The organism is Kosakonia sp. YIM B13588 (assembly GCF_042788165.1).
Lineage (GTDB): Bacteria > Pseudomonadota > Gammaproteobacteria > Enterobacterales > Enterobacteriaceae > Kosakonia > Kosakonia sacchari.
In genome coordinates, this window is sequence record NZ_JBHZPO010000010.1 from 132,978 (window position 1) to 156,298 (window position 23,321).

Here is a 23,321-nt window from a genome sequence, read left to right on the forward strand (position 1 = left end):
AAGCGCTTTAGCCGCGTAGCACGGCGAGAATTTGCGCCACGCGCTCGCTTACCGAACCGCGTACACGCAGAAAGGGAATACCGCGTTGCGTCAGCTGTTCGTTGTACCAGGCCTGCTGGCGCTGGCGGAAGGTTTCATCCTGGCGGGTGCCGTCCTGCACAAACGGGAAATCGTCGTCGCACAGCACCACGAGGTGGTAGTGCCGCTGCGCCAGTGCATAGAGCGCATCCGGCGCGTGGCCAAACATCGCCAGCGTATAAAACAGCGTTGTTAGCGGCGAGGTGTCGCACACCAGCCACTGCCGGGCGTCGGCAGCATCTTCGCGTTGCACCTGCGTTTGTGCAATCGGCAGCATATCGTCATAAACCAGTTCACCGCCCTTTTCGTCCCAGCGCTCGCGGCCATATTCCGCCACATACGCCGTCTCAAGCTCCTGCGTCAGCGCGATGCTCAGGGTGCTTTTGCCGGTCGATTCACCGCCCAGCAGACAAATGCGCTGCACGAAATCCCGGTAAACAACGGGCGCTAACATCTGCCGCCAGCTATGAACATCATTGCGGATCAGCGTGCCGGAAGGCGCTTGCTCCCCCTGCTCACGCTGCAAACGCACATGCGCGACAGGGCGTGCAAAACGTTCACTGAGTACGCGGGCAAAGCCGTCGCCGTAATCCTCGGCGGTAAACACCGCCTGCGGCTGGCAGTGCAGAATCCGCAAACAGATATCGGCCATATAGTGACGGTGCAGATCGCCGTCGGCATCGTTATGCGGTGGTGCGTTCAAACCATAATCAGCGAGACGCTGGGGGGTGAGAACCAGAATGTCGCATTGTGGGAAACGCGCACGCAGCCAGCGTTCGCGTTTTTCAGGCTCGCAGCCGGGTAATTCCGGCAGGGAATAACTGACGATCCAGACACGCTCGCACTGTTCCAGCGCGGCATTGATCAATCGCTCGTGGCCGCAGTGTAACGGCGCGAATTTACCGACGACTAACCCGCTGGCAAAATGCTTCATCGCGTGGCCATCGCTTTGCGCCACTGATACAGGCCGTGCCAGGCGTTACACCAGAAGACAAGGTACAACCCGGCGGTGAGCCAGAGATCGCGCGCGGCATACAGCGGCACAGCAATGGTGTTGACCAGCAGCCAGAAATACCAGCTTTCGAGCCTGCGCCCCATCAGCATAAATTGCGCGAGCACGCTGAATACCATGATGGCGGAATCCAGCCACGGCGACCACGCGTTGGTAAAGCGGTGCAACAACCAGGCGTAACACCCGGCGACAACCAGCGCGCCCGCTAACATCAGCAACAAATGGTTAAGCGGCGTTTTGCGCACCGCCAACTCGCTGCCGTGGTTGCCTTTCAGCCAGTTGATCCACCCGGCAATACTGCTGGCAATAAAGAACAGTTGCAGCGTGACATCGGCGTAGAGCTGTACGGAGTAGAACACCCAACCATACAGCACACAGCCGATAATCCCCGTCCACCAGGTGTGCATATTATTGCGCGCGGCAAGCCATACAGAGAGGGCGTAAGCCAGGCAGGCGGCGATTTCCATTGGCGACAAGGCGCAATCCTTTTAGTCGATGTATTTTAAAGTCGCCCGCGAAGTCAGGCGCGTGATAAGTTCGTAAGCACTCACTTTTGTTGCTTCAGCAATGCGTTCAACGGGCAAACCTTCTCCCCACAGCACCACTTCATCACCGGCTTTGTCTTGCGCATCCGGGCCGAGATCAACGCAAATCATATCCATTGCCACACGCCCGACAATCGGCACTTCGCGACCGTTGATCAGCACTGGCGTACCCGAAGGTGCAGCGCGCGGATAGCCATCGCCGTAACCCATTGCGACCACGCCTAAACGCGTGTTACGCGTACTTTCCCAGGTGCCGCCATAGCCCACCGCATCGCCCGCATTATGTTCGCGCACCGCAATCAGTTGCGAAGTCAGCGTCATGGCAGGCTGAAAACCAAAATCGGCACCCCACGGTTTACTCTCGAGTGGCGAAACGCCGTACAGAATAATGCCTGGGCGAACCCAGTCGAAGTGCGATTGCGGCCACAGCAGCGTACCGCCGGAAGCGGCTATGGAACGCAGACCAGGTTTGCCATCAGTAAAGGTGGTGAAGATATCAAGCTGGCGCTCTGTTGCGCCGCATTCCGGCTCGTCGGCGCGGGCAAAATGGCTGGCAACGTTAACTGGCTGGCGCACATTTTTGCACTGTGACAAGCGCGTATAAAACGCCTCAGCTTCATGCGGATGTACGCCAAGGCGATGCATGCCGGTATCGAGCTTCATCCACACGGTAACCGGCGCTTTCAGCGTCGCGGTTTCCAGCGCTTCCAGCTGTTCAAGGCTGTGAATCACCGTATGAAGCTGATGTTCAGCCACCAATGGCAGGTCGCTGGCGGCGAAGAAACCTTCCAGCAGCAAAATCGGTTGTGTGATGCCGCCCGCGCGTAATTGCAGGGCTTCTTCAAGACGGGAGACACCGAAAGCATCGGCATCGGGGAGCGTTCGCGCGGTCTCGAGAAGACCGTGTCCATAGGCGTTCGCTTTCACGACTGCAACCACGCGGCTGGCGGGAGCCAGTTCACGCAGGCGTTGCAGATTGTGTCGCAGAGCGCGGCGGTTAACTACTACGGTTGCCGCTTGCATTTACCTTACCCTATCAAGCAATCGTCAATATCATTCGTGTGCAGGAGACGACAAGTCCGTCGATCCCGACGGTTTGGTAAACCAGACGACCAGGATCAGCGGAGGCAGTCAACGCCCCTGTAATGCGAAGGATGAAGAGGATTTATTCGTCGTCGTATTGTGGCCCAGCATAATTGTCAAAGCGCGACCACTGCCCGTTAAATGTCAGACGCACGGTACCGATCGGCCCGTTACGCTGCTTACCAATAATGATTTCTGCAATGCCTTTTAAGTCACTGTTTTCGTGATAAACCTCGTCACGATAAATAAACATGATCAAGTCGGCGTCCTGCTCGATGGAGCCGGACTCACGCAAGTCGGAGTTTACCGGGCGTTTATCGGCGCGCTGCTCCAGTGAGCGGTTAAGCTGCGACAGCGCTACCACCGGCACTTGCAACTCTTTCGCCAGCGCTTTTAGCGAGCGGGAGATTTCGGCGATTTCCAGCGTACGGTTATCCGACAACGACGGCACACGCATCAGTTGCAGGTAGTCGATCATAATAAGCCCAATGCCGCCATGCTCGCGGGCGATACGCCGCGCACGGGATCGGACTTCCGTCGGCGTCAGGCCGGAAGAGTCATCAATATAGATATTGCGTTTTTCCAGCAGGATGCCCATGGTGCCGGAGATGCGCGCCCAGTCTTCATCGTCCAGTTGGCCGGTACGAATGCGCGTTTGATCGACACGCGAAAGGGAGGCCAGCGAACGCATCATGATCTGTTCGGAGGGCATCTCAAGACTGAAGATTAATACCGGTTTATCCTGCAACATCGCCGCGTTTTCAACGAGGTTCATCGCAAATGTCGTTTTACCCATCGACGGACGCGCAGCAACAATGATCAAATCCGACGGCTGTAAGCCCGCCGTTTTCTTATTAAGATCGTCATAGCCCGTATTCACACCGGTGACACCGTCGTGCGGCTGCTGGAAAAGCTGTTCGATACGCGAAACGGTCGCTTCAAGCACATCGGCGATGTTTTTCGGGCCTTCGTCTTTATTTGCGCGGCTTTCAGCAATTTTGAAAACGCGCGATTCGGCAAGATCGAGCAGATCTTCACTGCTGCGCCCCTGCGGATCAAAACCGGCGTTGGCGATTTCATTCGCCACCGAAATCATTTCGCGCACTACTGCACGTTCACGAACGATATCGGCATAAGCACTGATGTTTGCCGCACTTGGCGTATTTTTGGAAAGCTCCGCCAGGTAAGCAAAGCCGCCAACTATGTCCAGTTGCCCCTGAAGCTCCAGCGATTCTGCAAGCGTTATCAGATCGATGGGTTTGCCCATCTCCTGCAAGCGGTGCATCTCGGTAAAAATATGGCGGTGTGGGCGTGTATAAAAATCATCCGCCACGACGCGTTCGGCAACATCATCCCAACGCTCGTTATCCAGCATTAAACCGCCCAACACCGACTGCTCCGCTTCAATAGAATGCGGAGGCACTTTCATCCCCTCGAGCTGTACGTCGCGGGTTTCAGTCTGTTTGTTGAAGGGTTTATTTCCTGCCATAGTGAATGGAGCTATCCGGGTTATGAATGGGTTGAGAGATTATCACATCAGGAGGAAGCATGGCGACGAGAATAGAATTTCAAAAGCATGGTGGGCCTGAGGTGCTTAAAGCGGTTGAGTTCACCCCCGCAGCGCCAGCGGAAAACGAAGTGCAGGTAGAAAATAAAGCCATCGGCATCAACTATATCGATACCTATATCCGTAGCGGGTTATATCCACCGCCAGCGTTACCCAGTGGACTGGGCACCGAAGCGGCAGGCGTGGTAAGCAAAGTGGGCAGCGGCGTCACGCAGGTGAAAGTGGGCGATCGCGTGGTGTATGCGCAATCGGGGCTGGGCGCGTACAGCTCGGTGCATAACGTTTTGGCGGATAAAGTCGCGGTGCTGCCGAACGCTATCTCCTTTGAACAAGCGGCGGCGTCATTCCTGAAGGGGCTGACGGTGTTTTATCTGCTGCGCAAAACCTACGAAATCAAGCCCGATGAAATGTTCCTGTTCCACGCTGCCGCCGGTGGCGTCGGGCTGATTGCCTGCCAGTGGGCAAAAGCACTCGGCGCGAAACTGATTGGCACCGTGGGTTCCGCACAAAAAGCGCAACGCGCATTACAGGCGGGCGCCTGGCAGGTGATCAACTACAGCGAAGAGAATGTGGTGGAACGTGTCAAAGAACTTACCGGCGGTAAAAAGGTGGCGGTGGTGTACGACTCGGTGGGGAAAGACACCTGGGAAACGTCGCTTGATTGTCTGCGACGTCGCGGATTGATGGTGAGCTTTGGCAACTCCTCCGGCCCGGTTACCGGCGTGAATCTGGGTATTCTTAATCAGAAAGGCTCGCTCTACGCCACGCGCCCTTCCCTCAAGGGCTATGTCACTAACCGGGAAGAGTTGCAGGAAGCCAGTAATGAGCTGTTTTCGCTGATTGCCAGTGGGGTTATCAAAGTGGATGTGGCCGACAGCCAGAAGTTCGCGCTGCAAGATGCACAGCGGGCGCATGAAGTGCTGGAGAGCCGGGCGACGCAGGGCTCCAGTCTGTTGATCCCTTAAGCTAATCGCCTGAAAGAATTAGGGCTTCCCGTGGGAAGCCCTTTCTTTTTTAGTTCGGCTGCATTGTAGGGTACAGCGCGATGAATTCGTTAACGTCGCGATAGTGACAGATTTAATAAGTAAATCCTATTCGGTTCTAAGCAATGTACCGGGAAAAGTCTTCGGTATGTGACGAACCACGCAATACTTTAGTAACGCCAACGGTTATTGCGTTGATAACGTGGGACCTTCGGTTCTTTCACGGCACGGATAATCCAGACAACGGCGACGGCCAGCAGCAGCCATGGCAATAGCTTGATCATCAACGCGAAAAGCCCGCCGAGAAACATAATAGCCGTTGCCACCAGCAGCGCTGCGATGATGCCCAACAGCGAAACGCCGGTCACCAGCAACATGATAAAAAAGCCCACGATAAACAGTAATTCCAGCATGATGGATCTCCCAAAGAGGTAACTCCCGCTGTTATTACAAGAAACATGCCAGAAAAAAATTATTTTATTTATCAATAAAAAAGCTCCGCAGCAGAAAGCGGAGCTTAGTGAATTTGACTACCTTTTGGTGAAATTTTAACGCTTTGACGCCACCAGGTTGAGCGCGTGTTCCACCACCGCGATATCCGCACCGGCTTTATGCGCATTTTCACTCAGATAACGACGCCACTGGCGCGCGCCGGGAACGCCCTGAAACAGCCCCAGCATATGGCGCGTGATATGCCCGAGATACGCGCCCTGGCTCAGTTCGCGCTCAATGTAGGGGTACATGGCGCGCACCACGGCGACCGGATCGGCATCCGCCACGTCTGCACCAAAGATCTCGCGGTCAACTGACGCCAGCATGCCAGGGTTCTGATACGCTTCGCGACCGACCATCACGCCATCCATATGTTCCAGATGCGCTTTGGCTTCTTCCAGCGATTTGATACCGCCGTTAATCGCCATTGTCAGGTGCGGAAAATCACGCTTCAACTGATAAACGCGAGGGTAATCCAGCGGCGGGATTTCCCGGTTCTCTTTCGGGCTTAACCCTGAAAGCCACGCTTTGCGCGCATGGATGATAAAGCTTTCACACTCGCCTTTTCCGGCCACGGTGCCAATAAAGTCGCAGAGAAATTCGTAGCTGTCCTGATCGTCAATGCCAATACGCGTTTTGACAGTGACCGGAATTGACACCACATCACGCATCGCTTTGATGCAATCCGCCACCAGTTGCGCTTCGCCCATCAGGCATGCGCCGAAACGGCCATTCTGCACGCGATCGGACGGACACCCGACGTTGAGGTTAATTTCATCATATCCGCGCGCTTCGGCCAGCTTCGCACAATGGGCAAGCTGCGCCGGATCGCTACCGCCAAGCTGCAACGCCACCGGATGTTCTTCTTCGCTATACGCCAGGTAATCGCCCTTGCCATGAATGATGGCACCGGTGGTGACCATTTCGGTGTAGAGCAACGTCTGGCGCGACAGCAGGCGCAAGAAGTAGCGGCAATGTCTGTCCGTCCAGTCGAGCATCGGCGCAATGGAGAAACGATGGGCAGGAAAAGTAGCGGACTGATTGTGTGGCAGCATGGCGAATATTTAAACATCGAATGAAAAAGGGGCGCTACTATAGCACAGGCAAAACCGGAGGCGCAGCGCCTCCGGCTAAACCTTAGAATGTGACGCTCAGCTGCGCGCCTGCACCCCAGGTTTCATCTTCGCCAACCAGCCCCATCAAATCGACATGGACACGGTTAAACGGTGCAAAACCGACACCGCCAGTGAAGACGTTTTTATCATCGCCTTTCACATCCGCACGGTAACCGGCACGCACCGCCAGCCAGCTAAGCGGGCGAACTTCCGCACCAACGCCCACGTACTGGGAGTTTTTCTCGCTCTTAAAGCCTTTGGTCTCGGTTAAATCCCCGTCGGCGCTTAATGTCACCAGATCGTTGTGCCAGGCCGCGCCAGCCGTCACCACCGGGCTAATCTGATAGGTGTCTTTGTAATTGGTGACATCACCGGTTCTGCCATTGCGAATACGAATGTCCTGAGTATCGATATCGCGAGAGATCAGGTTGGTGCCGGTTAAGCCAACAGTAATGTTTTCACCAAAGTCTGCGGCGGCACCGACATCGATGTTAAAGCCAGTGTCATCGGTACGATAACGGCTGTCTTTCAGGTCGCTGCTCTTATAGTCATAAATAGACGCGGTGTAGTTGTAGACCCACGTTTTTTGCAGCTTCGGCGTCACGCCAAGGGACAACGGCACGCCAGCGACTTCAAACTGGCGCGCCATGGCGATACCAAAATCGGAGACAATTGCCGCACGGCCCGCTGCGGTAGAGTTAAGGTTTTTGGTGATCTCTTCGCTACCGTTTGGCGAAACCACCGCGCCTAACGCTTCGCCTACTGCAAAACCGGTGTTGTTCTGAATATTGCGCAGGTAATCAATATCCTGTTGATCGATATTCGAGCTAACGCGAGCGTGCGCATACGCTTTGGTGACAAAAGCCAGCGAGAGCACATCATTTGGAATGCTGACCGCAATGCCTGCGGCAGCTTTGGCCTGCGCGGTTTTGCCTTTCAGGAACACCAGTTCGTCAGCCAGATCTTTCGCCGCGCTCTGGAACTGATTGACCGTGCCAATCGGGTTGGCAATGATCTGCGCAGCGGTCAGGTTATCGACCACATCCTTGTAACCATCAATTTTGTCATTGATGTTATCGATTTCATCGCGAAGGTTATCTTTGTCGGTAATTTGCGCCTGAACACTCGGCAGGATAATCGTGACGTCATCTTCCGGCTTGGCTTTCGCCAGCAACGCCGGGTTGATGAGTGCTCCACTACCATAATTTGCCGATGCAACCCCCGTTCCTCCCATTGCATCGTTACGTGCTTCTGCCCAGGTATTGGCTGCTCCTGCTTGATTTGCCGCAAAGAAGGAGACAGCGATAGCGACCACTGAAAGTTTACGTTTTTTATTCACAATATGTGTCTCGTAGCCAGATGAGTTTTTTTAAGCCTGTTTATTTTAAAAGAAACAGGAATTCACTATTGCTGCGAACAACGACCAAAAAAGAAGCTAAATCAAGTGAACGTACAGGATATGTATGAACGTTATAATTATTGAGGAAACTCTCAATATTTATAGAAGAGGAAATTCGTTTCGGGAAGGAAAGTGAGAAAAGGAGTTTACGGGCGGCGATCTCGGTGTTTTGGGCAGGACATGGTAGAGTGTGCGTTTCTATTTCCCCGACCAGAGAGCGCAAATGGATAAGACCACTTCGCAAGAGATGTTAGTGCAGGCTGAAAAGCTGTGCGCGCAGCGCAACGTGCGCCTGACTCCCCAGCGCCTTGAAGTGTTGCGATTACTGAGCCTGCAACAAGGGGCAATTAGCGCCTATGATTTGCTTGATCTGCTGCGCGTAAGCGAACCGCAAGCAAAACCGCCAACAGTATATCGCGCGCTTGATTTTCTGCTGGAGCAAGGGTTTGTCCACAAAGTTGAGTCCACGAACAGCTATGTGCTGTGCCACCTTTTTGATCAGCCGACGCATACTTCTGCGATGTTCATTTGCGACCGCTGTGGTTCGGTGAAAGAAGAACAGGCCGAAGGCGTGGAAGATATTATGCATGCGCTGGCAGCGAAAATGGGTTTTGCCCTGCGCCATAATGTCATTGAAGCACATGGTCTGTGTGCGGCTTGTGTGGAAGTGGAAGCCTGCCGCCATCACGATCACTGCCAGCATGACCATAGCGTCCCGCTAAAGAAAAAACCGCGATAATAGTCTCTCGTCTTTTATCGGCTATGTATTACCTACGCCACAACCTGCCAGGTTTCGCTTTTTAACGGCGGCGAGCAAGTGCATACTGCGGCAGCCCTAAGTCAGGCAAACTGTTGGTAAAACGAGATAGATAGAGGGATGCAATAAGAACGCAAAATCTGGAAGCTTGTAAGCCAAATCAATGCGCTTCGAGTTCATAGATGTGGAATCTGGAGGGGTGGTACATCCTTGTACCTTCGGGCAGGGTAGCCTTTCAGAGGGTTAACACATTTGAGGGGATGTGTTGGCTACCAACGGTAATCATTACGCGTTTCCCAGTCCGTCACTTCTTTTTCCGCCTGATCTTTCGCGTAACCGTAACGTTCCTGGATTTTACCCACCAACTGATCACGTTTACCTTCAATGATCGTCATATCGTCATCGGTGAGCTTGCCCCATTTCTCTTTCACAGTACCTTTAAACTGTTTCCAGTTACCGCCGACTTCGTCTTTATTCATCATGGACTCCTTATCGTTCGGTTTAAAATGACGTTCTCGCCGTGCTGAACGTACTGATTATTGTAGTCAGGGATTCGGCGTTATGAATTTTATTCGGAATCTTTAACCATTTAGTAAGATAAAAGCAGAGAAAACGAGACGAGAAAAATCGTACACAACGACGAGGAATAAAGCGGGATCAACAATCTGTAGCAGCAAACCAACTGTTGTTGCGCCAGTGACGACGCCATATCAGCGCCAGCGTCAGCCCACGCAGAGCAAGGAACACAGCGAGCGACAACCACAAACCGTGATTGCCCAAAACAGGCACGGTGAGTAGCGTAGCGGCAAACCCCGCCGCCGCCACCGCCATGCTGTTACGCATTTCGGCCGCGCGCGTGGCACCCACAAACATTCCGTCCAGCAGATAACACCACACTCCCACTAACGGTAAGATGACCTGCCAAATCAGATAATGCCCGGCAAGCTGTTGCAGGGCGGGTAGCGACGTTAACAACGCGATAATTTGCTGACCCGCCAGTGCATACACAACGGCAAAGAACAGCGCCACCAGCCCGGCCTGCCGGCAAGCAGCCCGCCAAATATGCATCAATTGACTGCCGTCTCTGGCGCCGTAAGCCTGCCCGGAGTGCGCCTCAACCGCGTAGGCGAAACCATCGAGCGCATAGGCGGTGAATGTCAAAAACATCATCAGCACCGCGTTTGCCGCCACCGTCTCATCTCCGAGTCGGGCACCAAACACCGTTATCGAACCAAAGCAGAGTTGCAGCAGCAACGAACGCAACATGATATCGCGGTTCAACGCCAGCAAACGCCGCACGCCGCCGCGCCATGCATTTTTCAATGTCAGTAATGGAATGCCGCGCATCACCAGTACGTGTCGCACCATCCATAAACCAATGGCGAAAGTGGCATATTCCGCGATGACTGTGGCAAGCGCCGCACCTTGCACATTCATATGCAGCCCCATGACCAACCACAGATCGAGCACGATATTGAGCAGATTCCCCACCACCAGCAATATCACCGGTGCACGCGCATACTGCACGCCGAGTAACCAACCGAGCAACACCAGATTGCCCAGCGAAGCAGGTGCGCTCAACCAGCGGATATCCAGGAACCGTCGCGCCTGTTCCAGCACCGCCTCGCTACCGCCGGTGATATGCAGCGCCAGATCGATAAGTGGCGGCCGCAGCAGGGCAATCAACACACCGGCTCCAAGCGCCAGCAGCAAAGGCTGGACTAACGCACGCGCCAGCGCGGGCGCATTCTTCGCGCCGAACGCCTGAGCTGTTAGCCCGGTGGTGCTCATGCGCAAAAAAAGCAGCAGCATAAAGAGGAAACTGGTCGCCGTTGTGCCAATCGCTACGCCGCCCAGGTAAACCGGGCTGTCCAGATGCCCCACTACCGCCGTATCCACCAGCCCCAGCAACGGGACGGTGATATTCGAGAAGATCATCGGCAGCGCAAGCCGCCAGAGCACTTTGTCGGATGCGGTTAGCAGTGGCATGGTATGAATGTGAACGTTAGTGAGGGGAAAGTAGAGATCGCTGCGGAACCTGACTCAGCCCCGCAGCAGAGCGAATGTGCGTTACAGCCACGCGCCATTACGAATGACACCGACCGCTAACCCTTCGATGGTGAAGTTTTGATCGCGCAGATCGACGACGATCGGCGAAAACTCGCTGTTTTCCGGCAACAGCTCGACGGTATTACCTTGTTTTTTCAGACGTTTGACCGTCACTTCGTCTTCAATACGCGCAACAACAACCTGGCCGTTACGCACATCCTGCGTTTTGTGCACCGCCAGCAGATCGCCATCCATAATGCCAATGTCACGCATCGACATGCCGCTAACGCGCAGCAGGAAATCTGCATGAGGTTTAAAGAGGCTCGGATCGACCTGGTAATGGCCTTCGATATGCTGCTGCGCCAGCAGCGGCTCACCCGCAGCGACGCGACCAATCAGCGGCAAGCCGATATCGTCCTCTTCTTCTTCAAGCAGCAGGCGAAGACCGCGTGATGCGCCAGATACGATTTCGATAACCCCTTTGCGCGCCAGCGCCTTGAGGTGTTCTTCCGCCGCATTTGGGGAACGGAACCCCAATTGCTGTGCGATTTCCGCACGCGTTGGTGGCATACCGGTTTGAGTGATGCGATCGCGAATAAGATCGAACACCTCTTGCTGCCTGGCCGTTAATGCTTTCATCCCGCCCCCTGGGTGTATATACAGTTATGCTGTGAGTATATACAGCTAAAGGCGATTTTGGAACCAAATTTAAGCAAAAAACCAGGGCGTTATCGAATTCTGGAAGCGTTATCGAAAATGTGACCAGAGTAATGCGATCCAGGTAAACATCGCCAGCAGGATGGACATCAGCACCGCCGCCGACCCCATATCCTTCGCCCGCCCGGAAAGTTCATGGAATTCTGCACCAATACGGTCTACTACGGCTTCGATGGCGCTGTTCAGAATTTCGACAATCATTACCAGCGTCACAGAACCAATCAGCATTACGCGCGTCATGGTGTCAATATCGAGCCAGCAAGCGATTATAATTGCCAGGATAACCGCAACGGATTCCTGACGAAATGCCGCTTCATTAATCCAGGCGGCGCGAACGCCTTTCCAGGAATATCCAGCGGCTTTAATGATCCGGGTGAAACCGGTGGTATTATTAGCCATTTAAAAGAACCTTTTTATTAAATTGGCGTCAATGTCTCAGCAAGCGCGCAGCGGTACAACAGAAATTATGTGCGCTTTCTGATATTCTTGCGGCGCAATGGCACTATTAACCAGAGGCTTTACATCCTTTATGTCCGGCTGGCCACGAATTTACTACAAATTACTGAATTTACCATTAAGCGTGCTGGTAAAAAGTAAATCGATCCCCGCAGAACCTGCACAGGAACTGGGTCTCGATACATCACGCCCCATCATGTACGTGCTGCCTTATAACTCAAAGGCAGACTTACTGACTTTACGCGCACAGTGTCTGGCGCATGAGCTGCCTGATCCCCTTGAACCGCTGGAAATCGACGGCGCGTTGCTGCCGCGTTTCGTGTTTATCCACGGCGGCCCGCGCGTGTTCACCTATTACGCGCCGAAAGAAGAGTCGATCAAGCTGTTCCACGACTACCTGGATTTACACCGCAGCCATCCCGATTTGGATGTGCAAATGGTGCCAGTATCGGTGATGTTTGGCCGTTCTCCCGGGCGAGAAAAAGGCGAAATTAACCCGCCGCTGCGCATGCTGAACGGCATCCAGAAATTCTTTGCGGTTTCCTGGCTTGGCCGCGACAGCTTTGTGCGCTTCTCACCGCCGGTTTCGCTGCGCCGTATGGCGACCGAGCACGGCACCGATAAAATTATCGCGCAAAAACTGGCTCGGGTGGCGCGTATGCACTTTGCCCGCCAGCGTCTGGCCGCTGTAGGCCCGCGCCTGCCGGCACGTCAGGATTTGTTTAACAAATTGCTCTCTTCTAAAGCGATTGCCCGCGCCGTTGAAGATGAAGCGCGCAGCAAAAAAATTTCGCATGATAAGGCGCAGCAAAACGCCATCGCGCTGATGGAAGAGATTGCCGCGAACTTCTCCTACGAGATGATCCGCCTGACCGACCGCATTCTTGGTTTTACCTGGAACCGTCTCTATCAGGGCATCAACGTGCATAATGCCGAGCGCGTACGTCAGTTGGCGCACGACGGCCACGAAATTGTCTATGTGCCCTGCCATCGCAGCCATATGGACTACCTGTTGCTCTCCTATGTGCTCTATCACCAGGGGCTGGTGCCGCCGCATATCGCCGCCGGTATCAACTTGAATTTCTGGCCTGCCGGGCCGATTTTCCGCCGCCTGGGCGCTTTCTTTATTCGCCGGACATTTAAAGGCAACAAGCTTTATTCCACCGTGTTCCGTGAATATTTGGGTGAGCTGTTTAGCCGTGGTTATTCGGTGGAGTACTTCGTTGAGGGTGGACGTTCGCGCACCGGGCGTTTGCTGGATCCGAAAACCGGTACGCTGTCGATGACTATCCAGGCGATGCTGCGCGGCGGTACTCGTCCCATCACGCTGGTACCGATTTACATCGGTTATGAACACGTGATGGAAGTGGGTACTTATGCCAAAGAGCTGCGTGGCGCGACGAAAGAGAAAGAGAGCTTGTTGCAGATGGTGCGTGGCTTAAGCAAGCTGCGTAACCTCGGTCAGGGTTATGTGAACTTCGGCGAACCGATCCCGCTGATGAACTACCTGAATCACCATGTTCCGGAGTGGCGCGAAGCTATCGATCCGATTGAATCCATCCGCCCGGCCTGGTTAACACCAACGGTGAACACCATTGCCGCTGACCTGATGGTGCGCATCAACAACGCCGGTGCGGCTAACGCCATGAACCTGTGTTGTACCGCGCTGCTGGCCTCGCGTCAGCGTTCATTAACCCGCGAGCAACTGACCGAGCAGTTAAGCTGTTATCTCGAGCTGATGCGCAACGTGCCTTATTCCCCGGATTCGACCACGCCGTCGGCCAGCGCCAGCGAGCTTATCGATCACGCGCTGCAGATGAACAAGTTCGAAGTCGAGAAAGACACCATCGGCGATATCATCATTCTGCCGCGTGAGCAGGCAGTATTGATGACGTATTACCGCAACAACATTGCGCATATGCTGATGCTGCCGTCGCTGCTGGCGGCGATTGTCACCCAGCACCGCGCGATCTCCCGTAGCGAGATCCTGCGCCACGTCGAGTTACTCTACCCGATGCTGAAAGCCGAGCTGTTCCTGCGCTGGGAAAAATCGGAGCTGGCACAAGTGCTGGAGAACCTGACGCAAGAACTGCTGCGCCAGGGCTTGTTGACGGTAAAAGACGATCGTCTGAGCATCAATCCGGCGCACTCCCGCACCTTGCAACTGCTGGCGGCAGGTGCACGCGAAACCTTACAGCGTTACGCCATTACTTTCTGGCTGCTGAGCGCCAATCCGGCGATGAACCGCAGCACGCTGGAAAAAGAGAGCCGCACGCTGGCGCAGCGCCTGTCGGTGCTGCACGGCATCAACGCGCCGGAGTTCTTTGATAAAGCGGTATTCAGTACGCTGGTGCTGACGCTGCGCGATGAAGGTTATATCAGCGATACCGGCGATGCGGATCCGGCACGTACCTTAAACGTGTACCAGATGCTGGCGGACTTGATAACGTCGGATGTGCGTCTGACGATTGAGAGCGCGACGCAAGCGGAAGCGTGACAGGAAATTTTCCCCTCTCTTCACGGAGAGGGGAAAACTCAAGGCAAATGCAGATAACTCAACGCTAGCCCTAAAAACAGCACCAGCCCCACATAGTTATTGTTCATAAACGCTTTAAAACAGGCATCCCGGTCGCGACCGGCAATCAATTTTTGCTGGTAAACAAACAGCACACCGGCAATCAGCACCGTCCCGTAGTACGTCCAGCCCAACCCATTCAGCCAGCCAATAGACGCCATCAGCACCAGCACAGCCATCTGCAAGATCCCGATAATCAGCTTGTCGAAACGACCGAACAGAATTGCCGTCGACTTGATGCCAATCTTCACATCATCGTCACGGTCAACCATCGCATACTGCGTGTCATACGCGACCGCCCACAGGATATTGGCGAGAAACATAATCCAGCAGCTCAGCGGCACAGATTCACTCACGGCGGCAAACGCCATTGGAATCGACCAGCCGAACGCTGCGCCGAGCACCACCTGCGGCAGGTGCGTATAGCGCTTCATAAACGGGTAAACCCACGCCAGCGCCAGCGCCGCGACGGAGAGCAAAATGGTCATCACATTCAGCGTCAGCACCAGCGCGAAGGCCAGCAGCACCAGCACCACAAACAGCACCCGCGCTTCATTTTCCGTTACCGCGCCGCTTGGCAACGGGCGATTCGCCGTGCGTTTAACATGACCATCAAATTTACGATCCGCATAGTCATTGACGACACAACCGGCGGCGCGCATCAGCCAGACGCCCGCGACAAAAACCAGCAAAATCCACAGCGGTGGCACGCCCGGCGTCGCCACCCACAGCGCCCACAGCGTTGGCCACAGCAGCAGCAAAGCGCCAATTGGTTTGTCCGTACGCATAAGCCTGTGAAAGGCCAACAGCTTAGTCTGCGTGAGACTCCACTCCATTTTCTTTTTCCTCTTAGTACAGCGGCGATGCAGGCAAAAACAGTTCGGTCAGCATCAGCGGTTTTCCGCCCAGGCGCAGACGGGAACGGCGTCCCCAGAGCTGCTCATGACGACCAATTTCAATAAAGTCACGCGTAAGCGTAGATGAGGTAAAGAGATATCGCCCAAGCGGCGTTTTACCCAGGGTTTGCAGCGCCAGTTCCGGGCCGCTCAGCGTAGATTCGGGCACCACGGTGCGTCCGGCGAGCCAGGGTTCCCCGTCGGCGCAGAGAATAATTTCCCGCAACCAGTAACGATCCTCCTTCGGCAGACTGTCGCGCTCTTCGGCGATCTCATCCACCGTCACAAAGCCTTCCCGAATCAGCGTAACGCTGACCGTCTTGCCTTGTTGCTCAAAACGTTTGGTCATTGAATCTTCCAGCAACAGCCACTCGAGCAGTTGCGGTTCAAGCGCGGGAATTGCGTCTACGTAGCGCAGCGCACGCAGTTGCGTAAGCGCAGGGTGTGACATGCCTTACTCTCCGGTACATAACGTAGCGTTATTGTATCGCAGAACCGGCGCACGGGGCGGGGAAACTTCATTCAGTTTTCATCAGCGCAACAGATGCGCAACAGCGCACATCTGCGCCGGAAAAAAAGGTGCGTCAGGCGACGCACCAGTTGCTGCAAATATCAGCATTGTGGGGAGAGATTACCCCTTGCCTTTTACACTGCTGATAAAAGTGGCACGGGCGGATTTCGACCCGAGGCGTTCTGCTTCATTCAATAATTTCAGCGCCTTATCAATATCACCTTTAGCAGCGGCTTGTTTGATGGCCTGGTTAAAGTAGCTCTCTGTATCGTTGAGCATCGGCTCGCTCTTCGCCACTGGCGCAGGCGCCGCAGCGGTCGCGGCAGCCGGAGCCGGTTGCGTGTTGTAAGCCGGTGCGGCGGTGTTGCCCACGGTAACGGAAGCCGGGCCAGAAGAGCCAAACAGCGGGCCGACTAAAATACTGGAAGAGGAGGAAGTGCTGGCTTTCAGCGCCAGTGAACCGGCCACGCCATGGCGGGCAATCGGATCGGGAATATCCGGTACGGCGTTGCCGTTACCTTTGGCATAAGCTTTAGCCGGATCCACCATCTGCGTGGTTTTTTGCAGATCTTTTTGCGTGGTAAATACCAGCAAATAAAGTTTCTGCTGACCCAACGCCGGGGTCAGTTTCATCGTGCCTTCTAAACGGTTATCCGACATCACGCCCGGCTCCTGGTACGCAAAGAAGCTGGACGGGAAAAATGCTGCAGGTGTGAAGTTCTGATCAAGTACCAGCACGTTGGGCGCATAAACGCTCTCGTTGTTCACTTTGCTGGTCAATGTAATGTTCAATTCGCCGATATTCGCCGGAACGCTATACGCCATCACCGGGCCCGTAATATCACCGGCATTCAGCGTCTGCCCGGCAGCAGAGACGTCGCTGGTCAGCGTTTGCGAAGGTGAAACCGGTGTCCAGTGCAGTTGTTGAAGCGTTGAAGCAGGAATAGACGGTGCTGCAGAGACATCCTGCGGCACGATATTAATTGCCGCCAGGCTCATAGTGGGAGCCGCAGCCAGCAGCCCTGCGGATAAGCAGAGTGCGACGAGACTTTTTTTCATTTTCATTATGATCACCTTGATTGCGCGGTGAGCGTTGGCCAGGCAATAGCGCGCGTCACCTAAGATTGAGGGGCTTGCGCCCCTCATTTGGTCATTACAGCGGGTGTTTAAGCATTACCACCAGATTTCCATCTGGGCGCCGAAGGTCCACTCGTCGTCGTTACCACGACTATTGGTGCCAAAGCCAAACGGTGTAGTCGCGCCATTGCTCGCAGCCAGGGAAGAGGTGTTGCCATCGGCGTCCGTTTTAACGTAACCCCATTTCTCATCCCACTTGGCGTAGGTAGCGAAAACGCGGATTGCCGGACGAGACCAGATGCTGTCGCCCGCCTGCCACTGTTGCGCCAGGGTGATTTTGTACTGACTGTTGCGATCGCCCGTTTGCTGGGATTTGACGTTGTCGTAGCCTACTTCCATCAACGTGCTCATGATCGGCGTCCATTTGTACATCGGACGTACGCCCACGGTGTACCAGGTGTTGCCGCGTTTGTTATCGCGATCGGTATCCTGGTACATACCGACATACATCAGGTCCCACTTCTCAGCGAGGTTGATAGCACCGTGATCCAGTACGCGGATCAGGTGACCGTCGTTATCCACAGCGCCGCCGCGAGCCTGGCCTTTACCCTGCGAGATCATCGCGTCGGTGGCGTACTGCACCACGAACTTGTTGTAACCCTTCATCATGCTCTGGGTATGTTCAGCGGTGAACATCCAGCCATCTTTCGATGCGCCCGGCTCCAGGTAATAGTCGTCAGGAATGTTGGTGTGACCGTAGTCAACGCCCAGTTCCAGCACACCGTTCGGGTTGGTAGCCAACTGTGCTAAACGCACATCGAAGACATCATTCGGCACGGCATGGTTGTAAGTGCGCAGACCGGTGGTCGAGTCGCGATCGCCAAAGGCAGAAGAACCACCCAGCTCAGAAGAACGGGTTGCGGCCAGAGAGAGTTTACCGATGCCAACGTCAATATTTTCAATACCTGCACCCGGGCCGGAAATATCCCAGTAGTAGAAGTCGATCATATGTACGTCATGGCGCTGATAGAAACGCTTACCGGCCCAGATGTTGGCGCCTGGCAGGGAGTCGATCAGGTTTTTACCCACTACGTTAAATTCGCGAACCGCTGGTACGTTGTCGTTTTCCCAGTCGTTCAGCTGTGCGGTTTTATAGGCGATGTTAGAGTCAAAATAGAAGCTTTTATCCGCATCTTTCCAGACCTCCTGGCCTAATTTAATTTCCGCATAGGTTTCGCACTCGTTACCAAGACGGTATTTGGCATCCGCACCGGTGGCCTGGAAGCATTGCTGCTCGCCGCCGCTGCCGGTCCAGCCAATCCCCGAACGGGCGTAACCTTTGAAATCAACAGCACCCGCCTGTGCAGACAGTACGCCTGCCGCGATGGCGAGAGCCAGTGGAAGTTTGCGCAGAGTAATCATCGTTCTATCTCCTGAGCTTGCTTTGCTTTTCTTTTTTTTACACATCCCCCTTCGCGCTATCTCTTTATTGGCTGCCGTCATGAATCCCGGTCAGGTACTTTTGTACGCTGCCGGAGAGTCATTACGTTGCCGCCTCGACATAATGCGAATGGCTTTGTGTAAACGCTTTGTGGGGTACGCTTAAACGCCCGGCTCTTTATGTAACCGGCGGCAGGCGGTGCCATCTTCACGGAACAGATGGCAACGCTCCGGCGGTAAGCCGATGGCGAATGTGGCACCCTCTTCTACCAGCACCACGTCAGTCTGGCGGTAGACCAGGTTCTGGCGTATTGCAGGGATCTGGATATGAATTTGTGTTTCGTGACCAAGCTGTTCGACGACCTGAACTTCGCCCTCCAGCGTGACATCGGCGATGTCGCTGGGCAGCAGATGCTCCGGGCGGATGCCCAAAGACATATTCGCGCCGACTTGTACATTGGCACTGTCCACCGGCAGCCACACGCGCTGGCGGTTAGGTAGCTCAACCTGCACCTGTTCAATGGCGGTGGCGGTCACTTTTACCGGCAGGAAGTTCATCTTCGGCGAGCCGATAAAACCGGCGACAAAACGGTCTGCCGGGTAGTGATACAGCTCCAGCGGTTTGCCCACCTGCGCCACGCGCCCGGCATCAAGCACCACGATTTTGTCGGCCAGCGTCATCGCTTCCACCTGATCGTGAGTGACGTAAATCATCGTGCGACCAAGGCGTTTGTGCAGACGGGAGATCTCAATACGCATTTGCACACGCAGGGCGGCATCAAGGTTGGAGAGAGGTTCATCAAGCAAGAAAACGCGGGGTTCAGCCACCAGGGTACGACCAATTGCCACGCGCTGGCGCTGACCGCCAGAGAGCGCTTTCGGTTTGCGATCCAGTAAATGCGCCAGTTGCAGCACTTCCGCGACTTGCGTGACGCGCGATTTGATCATCTCTTTTTTCGCGCCCGCTAACTTCAGGCCGAAAGACATATTTTCCGCAACCGACAAATGCGGATAGAGCGCGTAGGACTGAAACACCATGCCAACGCCGCGTTCTGCGGGAGGAACCTCATTCATGCGGGTATCGCCAATCAGCAAATCCCCGCTGGTGATGGTTTCCAGCCCGGCAATCATGCGCAGCAGCGTCGATTTACCACAGCCTGACGGGCCGACAAACACCACGAATTCTCCTTCGTGGATGTCGAGACTGATGTCTTTCGACACCACCACATCGCCCCAGGCTTTCGTTACATTACGCAGCTGTACGCTCGCCATGCCCTTCTCCCTTCGTTACAACCTGTCACCAACAGAAACATTCAACGTGGGCTGACTATGGAGCATCGATTCAGCGGGCGAATCCTCCACCCCCCTGGTTTTTTGTGGGGGAGGAGGCGGGAGGATGAGAACAACGGCTCTGCCCCCTGGATGGGCGGGCGGCGGGCATTTTCGTGATGGACTCTGCAAAAATCGGCGCTTTTTTATGTGCGCTCACACACATAATGCAAATCTCTGTAACAGAGATCACACAAATCACCGCAGGGGCGTAGGGTCAAGGAGGATGAGAAGCGCTTGTCAAAAAAGGAGACTAATCCCGTCGAACTACCTTGAGCGTATCCACGAGCACATCACCTAAAGGACGGGATATATGAAAATCAAAACAGGCGCACGCATCCTCGCTTTGTCCGCAGTGGCGACGATGATGTTTTCCGCCTCTGCCCTCGCCAAAATCGAAGAAGGTAAGCTGGTCATTTGGATCAACGGCGACAAAGGCTATAACGGCCTTGCCGAAGTGGGTAAGAAATTTGAGAAAGACACCGGCATTAAAGTTACCGTAGAACACCCGGATAAACTGGAAGAGAAATTCCCGCAGGTTGCGGCAACCGGCGACGGCCCGGACATTATTTTCTGGGCGCACGACCGCTTTGGCGGCTATGCGCAATCCGGTCTTCTGGCGGAAGTCACCCCGGATAAAGCCTTCCAGGACAAGCTGTTCCCCTTCACCTGGGACGCGGTGCGTTACAACGGCAAGCTGATTGCCTACCCGATTGCCGTCGAATCTTTATCACTGATTTACAACAAAGACCTCGTGCCGAACCCGCCGAAAACCTGGGAAGAGATCCCGGCGCTGGATAAACAGCTGAAAGCGAAAGGTAAGAGCGCGTTGATGTTCAACCTGCAAGAACCGTACTTCACCTGGCCACTGATTGCCGCCGACGGCGGTTACGCCTTCAAGTTTGAAAACGGCAAATATGACGTGAAAGATGTCGGCGTTGATAACGCAGGCGCGAAAGCCGGTCTCGGTTTCCTTGTGAAGCTGATTAAAGACAAACACATGAATGCCGACACGGATTACTCAATTGCGGAAGCGGCGTTCAACAAAGGTGAAACCGCGATGACCATCAATGGTCCGTGGGCGTGGGCCAACATTGATAAGAGCAAAATCAACTACGGCGTCGCGCTGCTGCCAACCTTTAAAGGTAAGCCTTCTAAACCGTTCGTTGGCGTGCTGAGCGCAGGCATCAACGCTGCCAGCCCGAACAAAGAGCTGGCGAAAGAGTTCCTCGAAAACTACCTGCTGACCGATCAAGGTCTGGCAGACGTTAACAAGGACAAACCGCTGGGTGCGGTCGCGCTGAAATCCTATCAGGATCAGTTAGCGAAAGACCCGCGCATCGCCGCGACCATGGATAACGCGAAAACCGGTGAAATTATGCCGAACATCCCGCAAATGGCTGCCTTCTGGTACGCCACACGCACCGCGGTTATCAACGCTGTTAGCGATCGCCAGACCGTCGACGCCGCGCTGAAAGACGCCCAGGGTCGTATTACCAAGTAAAAATGTGAATGCCTTATCCCCGGATGGGGATAAGGCGAATTGGACATGTTGTATACGCGGCATCTTTCACGCACCTCACGGCGGCAACGGTGTGTACCCCGGAGCGCTTACAAAAGTAAGCGACCAGCGTGCGCAACCGCAGCCAACAAAGCGGCAGCGTGAAGGGTGTCGAGTAGAGAGGAAATCCCCATGGATGTAAGAAGAAAACGCCACTGGTGGCAAAGCCCGCAACTCGCATGGGCGGCCATCACCGTTGTTGGCCTGTTGGTGGCTTACCTTGTCGTTATGATGTATGCCCAGGGGGAATACCTTTTCGCCATTACTACGCTCGTCCTCAGCTCGGCGGGCCTCTATATTTTCGCCAATCGCAAGGCATACGCCTGGCGCTATGTTTACCCCGGCGTGGCCGGTATGGGGCTGTTTGTCCTGTTCCCGCTGATTTGTACCATCGCCATCGCATTTACCAACTACAGCAGCACCAACCAGCTCACACAGGAGCGCGCGCAGCAGGTGCTGCTCGATCGTTCCTACCAGGCAGGCAAAGCGTATAACTTTGGGCTTTACCCGGAAGGTGACGCGTGGCGACTGGCGCTGACCGACGGCGACGGCGGCAAAAATTACGTTTCCGATGCGTTCAAACCCGGCGGTGAGCAACAACTGACATTAAAAGAGGCTGACGCCCTGCCCGCTGGCGAGCGCGCCAATCTGCGCATCATCACGCAAAACCGCCAGGCGCTGAACCAACTGACCGCCCTCCTGCCGGATGGCAGCAAAGTGGCAATGAGTTCGCTGCGTCAGTTCTCCGGTACGCGCCCGCTGTATCAGCTTGAACAGGACGGCACGCTGCTCAACAACCAGAGCGGCGTGAAATACCGCCCGAACAATGATATCGGCTACTTCCAGGCGATTAACGCCGATGGCAGTTGGGGTAACGAAAAGCTCAGCCCCGGCTATACCGTGACTATCGGCTGGGGTAACTTCACTCGCGTCTTTACTGATGAAGGCATTCAAAAACCGTTCATTGAGATCTTTATCTGGACGGTGGTGTTCTCGGTGCTGACCGTGGTTCTGACCGTTGCCGTAGGCATGGTGCTGGCCTGCGTCGTACAGTGGGAATCCCTCAAAGGCAAAGCGATTTATCGCGTGCTGTTAATTCTGCCGTATGCCGTACCGTCGTTTATCTCCATTTTGATCTTCAAAGGGCTGTTTAATCAGAGCTTTGGCGAGATCAACATGATGCTGAGCGCACTGTTTGGCATTAAACCGGCGTGGTTTAGCGATCCCGCAACCGCTCGCTCGATGATCGTGATCGTCAACACCTGGCTCGGTTATCCGTACATGATGATCCTGTGCATGGGGCTGTTGAAAGCGATCCCCGACGATCTGTATGAAGCATCGGCCATGGACGGTGCCGGGCCGCTGCAAAACTTTTTCCGCATCACCTTCCCGCTGCTGATCAAGCCGCTGACGCCGCTGATGATTGCCAGCTTCGCCTTTAACTTTAACAACTTCGTGCTGATCCAACTGCTGACCAACGGCGGCCCGGATCGCATCGGCACCACCACGCCGGCCGGTTATACCGACTTGCTGGTGAGCTACACCTATCGCATCGCCTTCGAAGGCGGCGGTGGTCAGGACTTTGGGCTCGCTGCCGCTATCGCCACGCTGATTTTCCTGCTGGTAGGTGCGTTGGCTATCGTCAACCTGAAAGCTACGCGCATGAAATTCGATTAAGG

General features: G+C 54.8%; 21 protein-coding genes. 5 read left to right on the forward strand and 16 right to left on the reverse strand.

Annotation, left to right across the window (positions count from 1 at the left end; genetic code table 11):
* Nucleotides 1-7: 7 nt before the first annotated feature.
* The 4 genes from ACFX4U_RS17290 to dnaB all read right to left on the reverse strand — a co-directional run bounded on the left by ACFX4U_RS17290 (nucleotide 8) and on the right by dnaB (nucleotide 4,207).
* Nucleotides 8-1,012 carry an AAA family ATPase gene (locus tag ACFX4U_RS17290; RefSeq protein WP_313508493.1) on the reverse strand — a complete coding sequence of 335 codons (1,005 nt, stop codon included), beginning with the start codon at nucleotides 1,010-1,012 and terminating at the stop codon, nucleotides 8-10.
* On the reverse strand, nucleotides 1,009-1,566 hold the full coding sequence (gene pnuC, locus ACFX4U_RS17295) for a nicotinamide riboside transporter PnuC (RefSeq protein WP_313508484.1): 558 nt from the start codon (nucleotides 1,564-1,566) through the stop codon (nucleotides 1,009-1,011). Before pnuC ends, ACFX4U_RS17290 begins: the two co-directional genes overlap by 4 nt.
* A gap of 12 nt (nucleotides 1,567-1,578) precedes the next feature.
* Complete coding sequence (alr, locus tag ACFX4U_RS17300) at nucleotides 1,579-2,658, reverse strand: alanine racemase (RefSeq protein ID WP_313508483.1); 1,080 nt, start codon at nucleotides 2,656-2,658, stop codon at nucleotides 1,579-1,581.
* Between the two features lie 142 nt (nucleotides 2,659-2,800).
* The gene (gene dnaB / locus ACFX4U_RS17305; protein WP_017459445.1) at nucleotides 2,801-4,207 is read right to left on the reverse strand and encodes a replicative DNA helicase; all 1,407 of its coding nucleotides are present in this window, start codon (nucleotides 4,205-4,207) and stop codon (nucleotides 2,801-2,803) included.
* Nucleotides 4,208-4,266: 59 nt separating this feature from the next.
* Here dnaB and ACFX4U_RS17310 point away from each other — a divergent pair, with 59 nt between their 5' ends.
* Nucleotides 4,267-5,250, forward strand: coding sequence for a quinone oxidoreductase (locus ACFX4U_RS17310; RefSeq protein ID WP_313508482.1), 984 nt, complete (start codon nucleotides 4,267-4,269; stop codon nucleotides 5,248-5,250).
* A 188-nt stretch (nucleotides 5,251-5,438) separates the two neighbouring features.
* Here the strand turns inward: ACFX4U_RS17310 and pspG are convergent, their stop codons facing one another.
* The 3 genes from pspG to traF all read right to left on the reverse strand — a co-directional run bounded on the left by pspG (nucleotide 5,439) and on the right by traF (nucleotide 8,214).
* On the reverse strand, nucleotides 5,439-5,681 hold the full coding sequence (gene pspG, locus ACFX4U_RS17315) for an envelope stress response protein PspG (RefSeq protein WP_305737374.1): 243 nt from the start codon (nucleotides 5,679-5,681) through the stop codon (nucleotides 5,439-5,441).
* Between the two features lie 135 nt (nucleotides 5,682-5,816).
* The gene (gene dusA / locus ACFX4U_RS17320; protein ID WP_249880480.1) at nucleotides 5,817-6,815 is read right to left on the reverse strand and encodes a tRNA dihydrouridine(20/20a) synthase DusA; all 999 of its coding nucleotides are present in this window, start codon (nucleotides 6,813-6,815) and stop codon (nucleotides 5,817-5,819) included.
* A gap of 82 nt (nucleotides 6,816-6,897) precedes the next feature.
* Nucleotides 6,898-8,214 (reverse strand): conjugal transfer protein TraF, encoded by a 1,317-nt coding sequence (traF, locus tag ACFX4U_RS17325; protein ID WP_305737376.1) that lies wholly within the window; start codon nucleotides 8,212-8,214, stop codon nucleotides 6,898-6,900.
* Between the two features lie 283 nt (nucleotides 8,215-8,497).
* Between traF and zur the strand changes: the two genes are divergently transcribed.
* The gene (gene zur, locus ACFX4U_RS17330; protein WP_065369851.1) at nucleotides 8,498-9,013 is read left to right on the forward strand and encodes a zinc uptake transcriptional repressor Zur; all 516 of its coding nucleotides are present in this window, start codon (nucleotides 8,498-8,500) and stop codon (nucleotides 9,011-9,013) included.
* A 287-nt stretch (nucleotides 9,014-9,300) separates the two neighbouring features.
* On the opposite strand, the gene ACFX4U_RS17335 is transcribed toward zur, so the two are convergent.
* The 4 genes from ACFX4U_RS17335 to ACFX4U_RS17350 all read right to left on the reverse strand — a co-directional run bounded on the left by ACFX4U_RS17335 (nucleotide 9,301) and on the right by ACFX4U_RS17350 (nucleotide 12,196).
* Nucleotides 9,301-9,510: a CsbD family protein gene (locus ACFX4U_RS17335; RefSeq protein WP_007372427.1), complete on the reverse strand. Its 210-nt coding sequence runs from the start codon at nucleotides 9,508-9,510 to the stop codon at nucleotides 9,301-9,303.
* A 178-nt stretch (nucleotides 9,511-9,688) separates the two neighbouring features.
* Nucleotides 9,689-11,020 carry an MATE family efflux transporter DinF gene (gene dinF / locus ACFX4U_RS17340; protein ID WP_313508481.1) on the reverse strand — a complete coding sequence of 444 codons (1,332 nt, stop codon included), beginning with the start codon at nucleotides 11,018-11,020 and terminating at the stop codon, nucleotides 9,689-9,691.
* Between the two features lie 81 nt (nucleotides 11,021-11,101).
* Nucleotides 11,102-11,719: a transcriptional repressor LexA gene (lexA, locus tag ACFX4U_RS17345; protein WP_017459437.1), complete on the reverse strand. Its 618-nt coding sequence runs from the start codon at nucleotides 11,717-11,719 to the stop codon at nucleotides 11,102-11,104.
* A 108-nt stretch (nucleotides 11,720-11,827) separates the two neighbouring features.
* Complete coding sequence (locus tag ACFX4U_RS17350; protein WP_305737378.1) at nucleotides 11,828-12,196, reverse strand: diacylglycerol kinase; 369 nt, start codon at nucleotides 12,194-12,196, stop codon at nucleotides 11,828-11,830.
* 130 nt (nucleotides 12,197-12,326) lie between these two features.
* On the opposite strand from ACFX4U_RS17350, the gene plsB reads away from it, so the two are divergent.
* Entirely contained in the window at nucleotides 12,327-14,750 is a 2,424-nt protein-coding gene (gene plsB / locus ACFX4U_RS17355; RefSeq protein WP_313508479.1) for a glycerol-3-phosphate 1-O-acyltransferase PlsB, read from the forward strand.
* A 38-nt stretch (nucleotides 14,751-14,788) separates the two neighbouring features.
* Here plsB and ubiA read toward each other — a convergent pair whose 3' ends face one another.
* From ubiA to malK, 5 genes are all read right to left on the reverse strand, one after another.
* On the reverse strand, nucleotides 14,789-15,664 hold the full coding sequence (gene ubiA / locus ACFX4U_RS17360) for a 4-hydroxybenzoate octaprenyltransferase (protein WP_305737380.1): 876 nt from the start codon (nucleotides 15,662-15,664) through the stop codon (nucleotides 14,789-14,791).
* Nucleotides 15,665-15,677: 13 nt separating this feature from the next.
* Nucleotides 15,678-16,175, reverse strand: a complete 498-nt coding sequence (gene ubiC / locus ACFX4U_RS17365; RefSeq protein ID WP_017459433.1) for a chorismate lyase — start codon at nucleotides 16,173-16,175, stop codon at nucleotides 15,678-15,680.
* 180 nt (nucleotides 16,176-16,355) lie between these two features.
* Entirely contained in the window at nucleotides 16,356-17,300 is a 945-nt protein-coding gene (malM, locus tag ACFX4U_RS17370) for a maltose operon protein MalM (RefSeq protein WP_313508474.1), read from the reverse strand.
* Nucleotides 17,301-17,408: 108 nt separating this feature from the next.
* Complete coding sequence (locus tag ACFX4U_RS17375) at nucleotides 17,409-18,734, reverse strand: maltoporin (RefSeq protein WP_313508472.1); 1,326 nt, start codon at nucleotides 18,732-18,734, stop codon at nucleotides 17,409-17,411.
* Between the two features lie 180 nt (nucleotides 18,735-18,914).
* On the reverse strand, nucleotides 18,915-20,024 hold the full coding sequence (malK, locus tag ACFX4U_RS17380; protein ID WP_017459430.1) for a maltose/maltodextrin ABC transporter ATP-binding protein MalK: 1,110 nt from the start codon (nucleotides 20,022-20,024) through the stop codon (nucleotides 18,915-18,917).
* Nucleotides 20,025-20,394: 370 nt separating this feature from the next.
* On the opposite strand from malK, the gene malE reads away from it, so the two are divergent.
* Together malE and malF are read left to right on the forward strand one after the other, a co-directional pair.
* The gene (gene malE / locus ACFX4U_RS17385; RefSeq protein WP_017459429.1) at nucleotides 20,395-21,585 is read left to right on the forward strand and encodes a maltose/maltodextrin ABC transporter substrate-binding protein MalE; all 1,191 of its coding nucleotides are present in this window, start codon (nucleotides 20,395-20,397) and stop codon (nucleotides 21,583-21,585) included.
* A 189-nt stretch (nucleotides 21,586-21,774) separates the two neighbouring features.
* Nucleotides 21,775-23,319: a maltose ABC transporter permease MalF gene (malF, locus tag ACFX4U_RS17390; protein WP_313508471.1), complete on the forward strand. Its 1,545-nt coding sequence runs from the start codon at nucleotides 21,775-21,777 to the stop codon at nucleotides 23,317-23,319.
* Nucleotides 23,320-23,321: the final 2 nt, after the last annotated feature.

Excerpts from the sequence above, each read along its gene's own strand:
- ACFX4U_RS17290 (WP_313508493.1), bottom strand. The coding sequence starts at position 1,012 with ATGAAGCATTTTGCCAGCGGGTTAGTCGTCGGTAAATTCGCGCCGTTA.
- alr (WP_313508483.1), bottom strand. The coding sequence starts at position 2,658 with ATGCAAGCGGCAACCGTAGTAGTTAACCGCCGCGCTCTGCGACACAAT.
- dnaB (WP_017459445.1), bottom strand. The coding sequence starts at position 4,207 with ATGGCAGGAAATAAACCCTTCAACAAACAGACTGAAACCCGCGACGTA.
- ACFX4U_RS17310 (WP_313508482.1), top strand. The coding sequence starts at position 4,267 with ATGGCGACGAGAATAGAATTTCAAAAGCATGGTGGGCCTGAGGTGCTT.
- pspG (WP_305737374.1), bottom strand. The coding sequence starts at position 5,681 with ATGCTGGAATTACTGTTTATCGTGGGCTTTTTTATCATGTTGCTGGTG.
- dusA (WP_249880480.1), bottom strand. The coding sequence starts at position 6,815 with ATGCTGCCACACAATCAGTCCGCTACTTTTCCTGCCCATCGTTTCTCC.
- zur (WP_065369851.1), top strand. The coding sequence starts at position 8,498 with ATGGATAAGACCACTTCGCAAGAGATGTTAGTGCAGGCTGAAAAGCTG.
- ACFX4U_RS17335 (WP_007372427.1), bottom strand. The coding sequence starts at position 9,510 with ATGAATAAAGACGAAGTCGGCGGTAACTGGAAACAGTTTAAAGGTACT.
- dinF (WP_313508481.1), bottom strand. The coding sequence starts at position 11,020 with ATGCCACTGCTAACCGCATCCGACAAAGTGCTCTGGCGGCTTGCGCTG.
- lexA (WP_017459437.1), bottom strand. The coding sequence starts at position 11,719 with ATGAAAGCATTAACGGCCAGGCAGCAAGAGGTGTTCGATCTTATTCGC.
- ACFX4U_RS17350 (WP_305737378.1), bottom strand. The coding sequence starts at position 12,196 with ATGGCTAATAATACCACCGGTTTCACCCGGATCATTAAAGCCGCTGGA.
- plsB (WP_313508479.1), top strand. The coding sequence starts at position 12,327 with ATGTCCGGCTGGCCACGAATTTACTACAAATTACTGAATTTACCATTA.
- ubiA (WP_305737380.1), bottom strand. The coding sequence starts at position 15,664 with ATGGAGTGGAGTCTCACGCAGACTAAGCTGTTGGCCTTTCACAGGCTT.
- ubiC (WP_017459433.1), bottom strand. The coding sequence starts at position 16,175 with ATGTCACACCCTGCGCTTACGCAACTGCGTGCGCTGCGCTACGTAGAC.
- malM (WP_313508474.1), bottom strand. The coding sequence starts at position 17,300 with ATGAAAATGAAAAAAAGTCTCGTCGCACTCTGCTTATCCGCAGGGCTG.
- ACFX4U_RS17375 (WP_313508472.1), bottom strand. The coding sequence starts at position 18,734 with ATGATTACTCTGCGCAAACTTCCACTGGCTCTCGCCATCGCGGCAGGC.
- malK (WP_017459430.1), bottom strand. The coding sequence starts at position 20,024 with ATGGCGAGCGTACAGCTGCGTAATGTAACGAAAGCCTGGGGCGATGTG.
- malE (WP_017459429.1), top strand. The coding sequence starts at position 20,395 with ATGAAAATCAAAACAGGCGCACGCATCCTCGCTTTGTCCGCAGTGGCG.
- malF (WP_313508471.1), top strand. The coding sequence starts at position 21,775 with ATGGATGTAAGAAGAAAACGCCACTGGTGGCAAAGCCCGCAACTCGCA.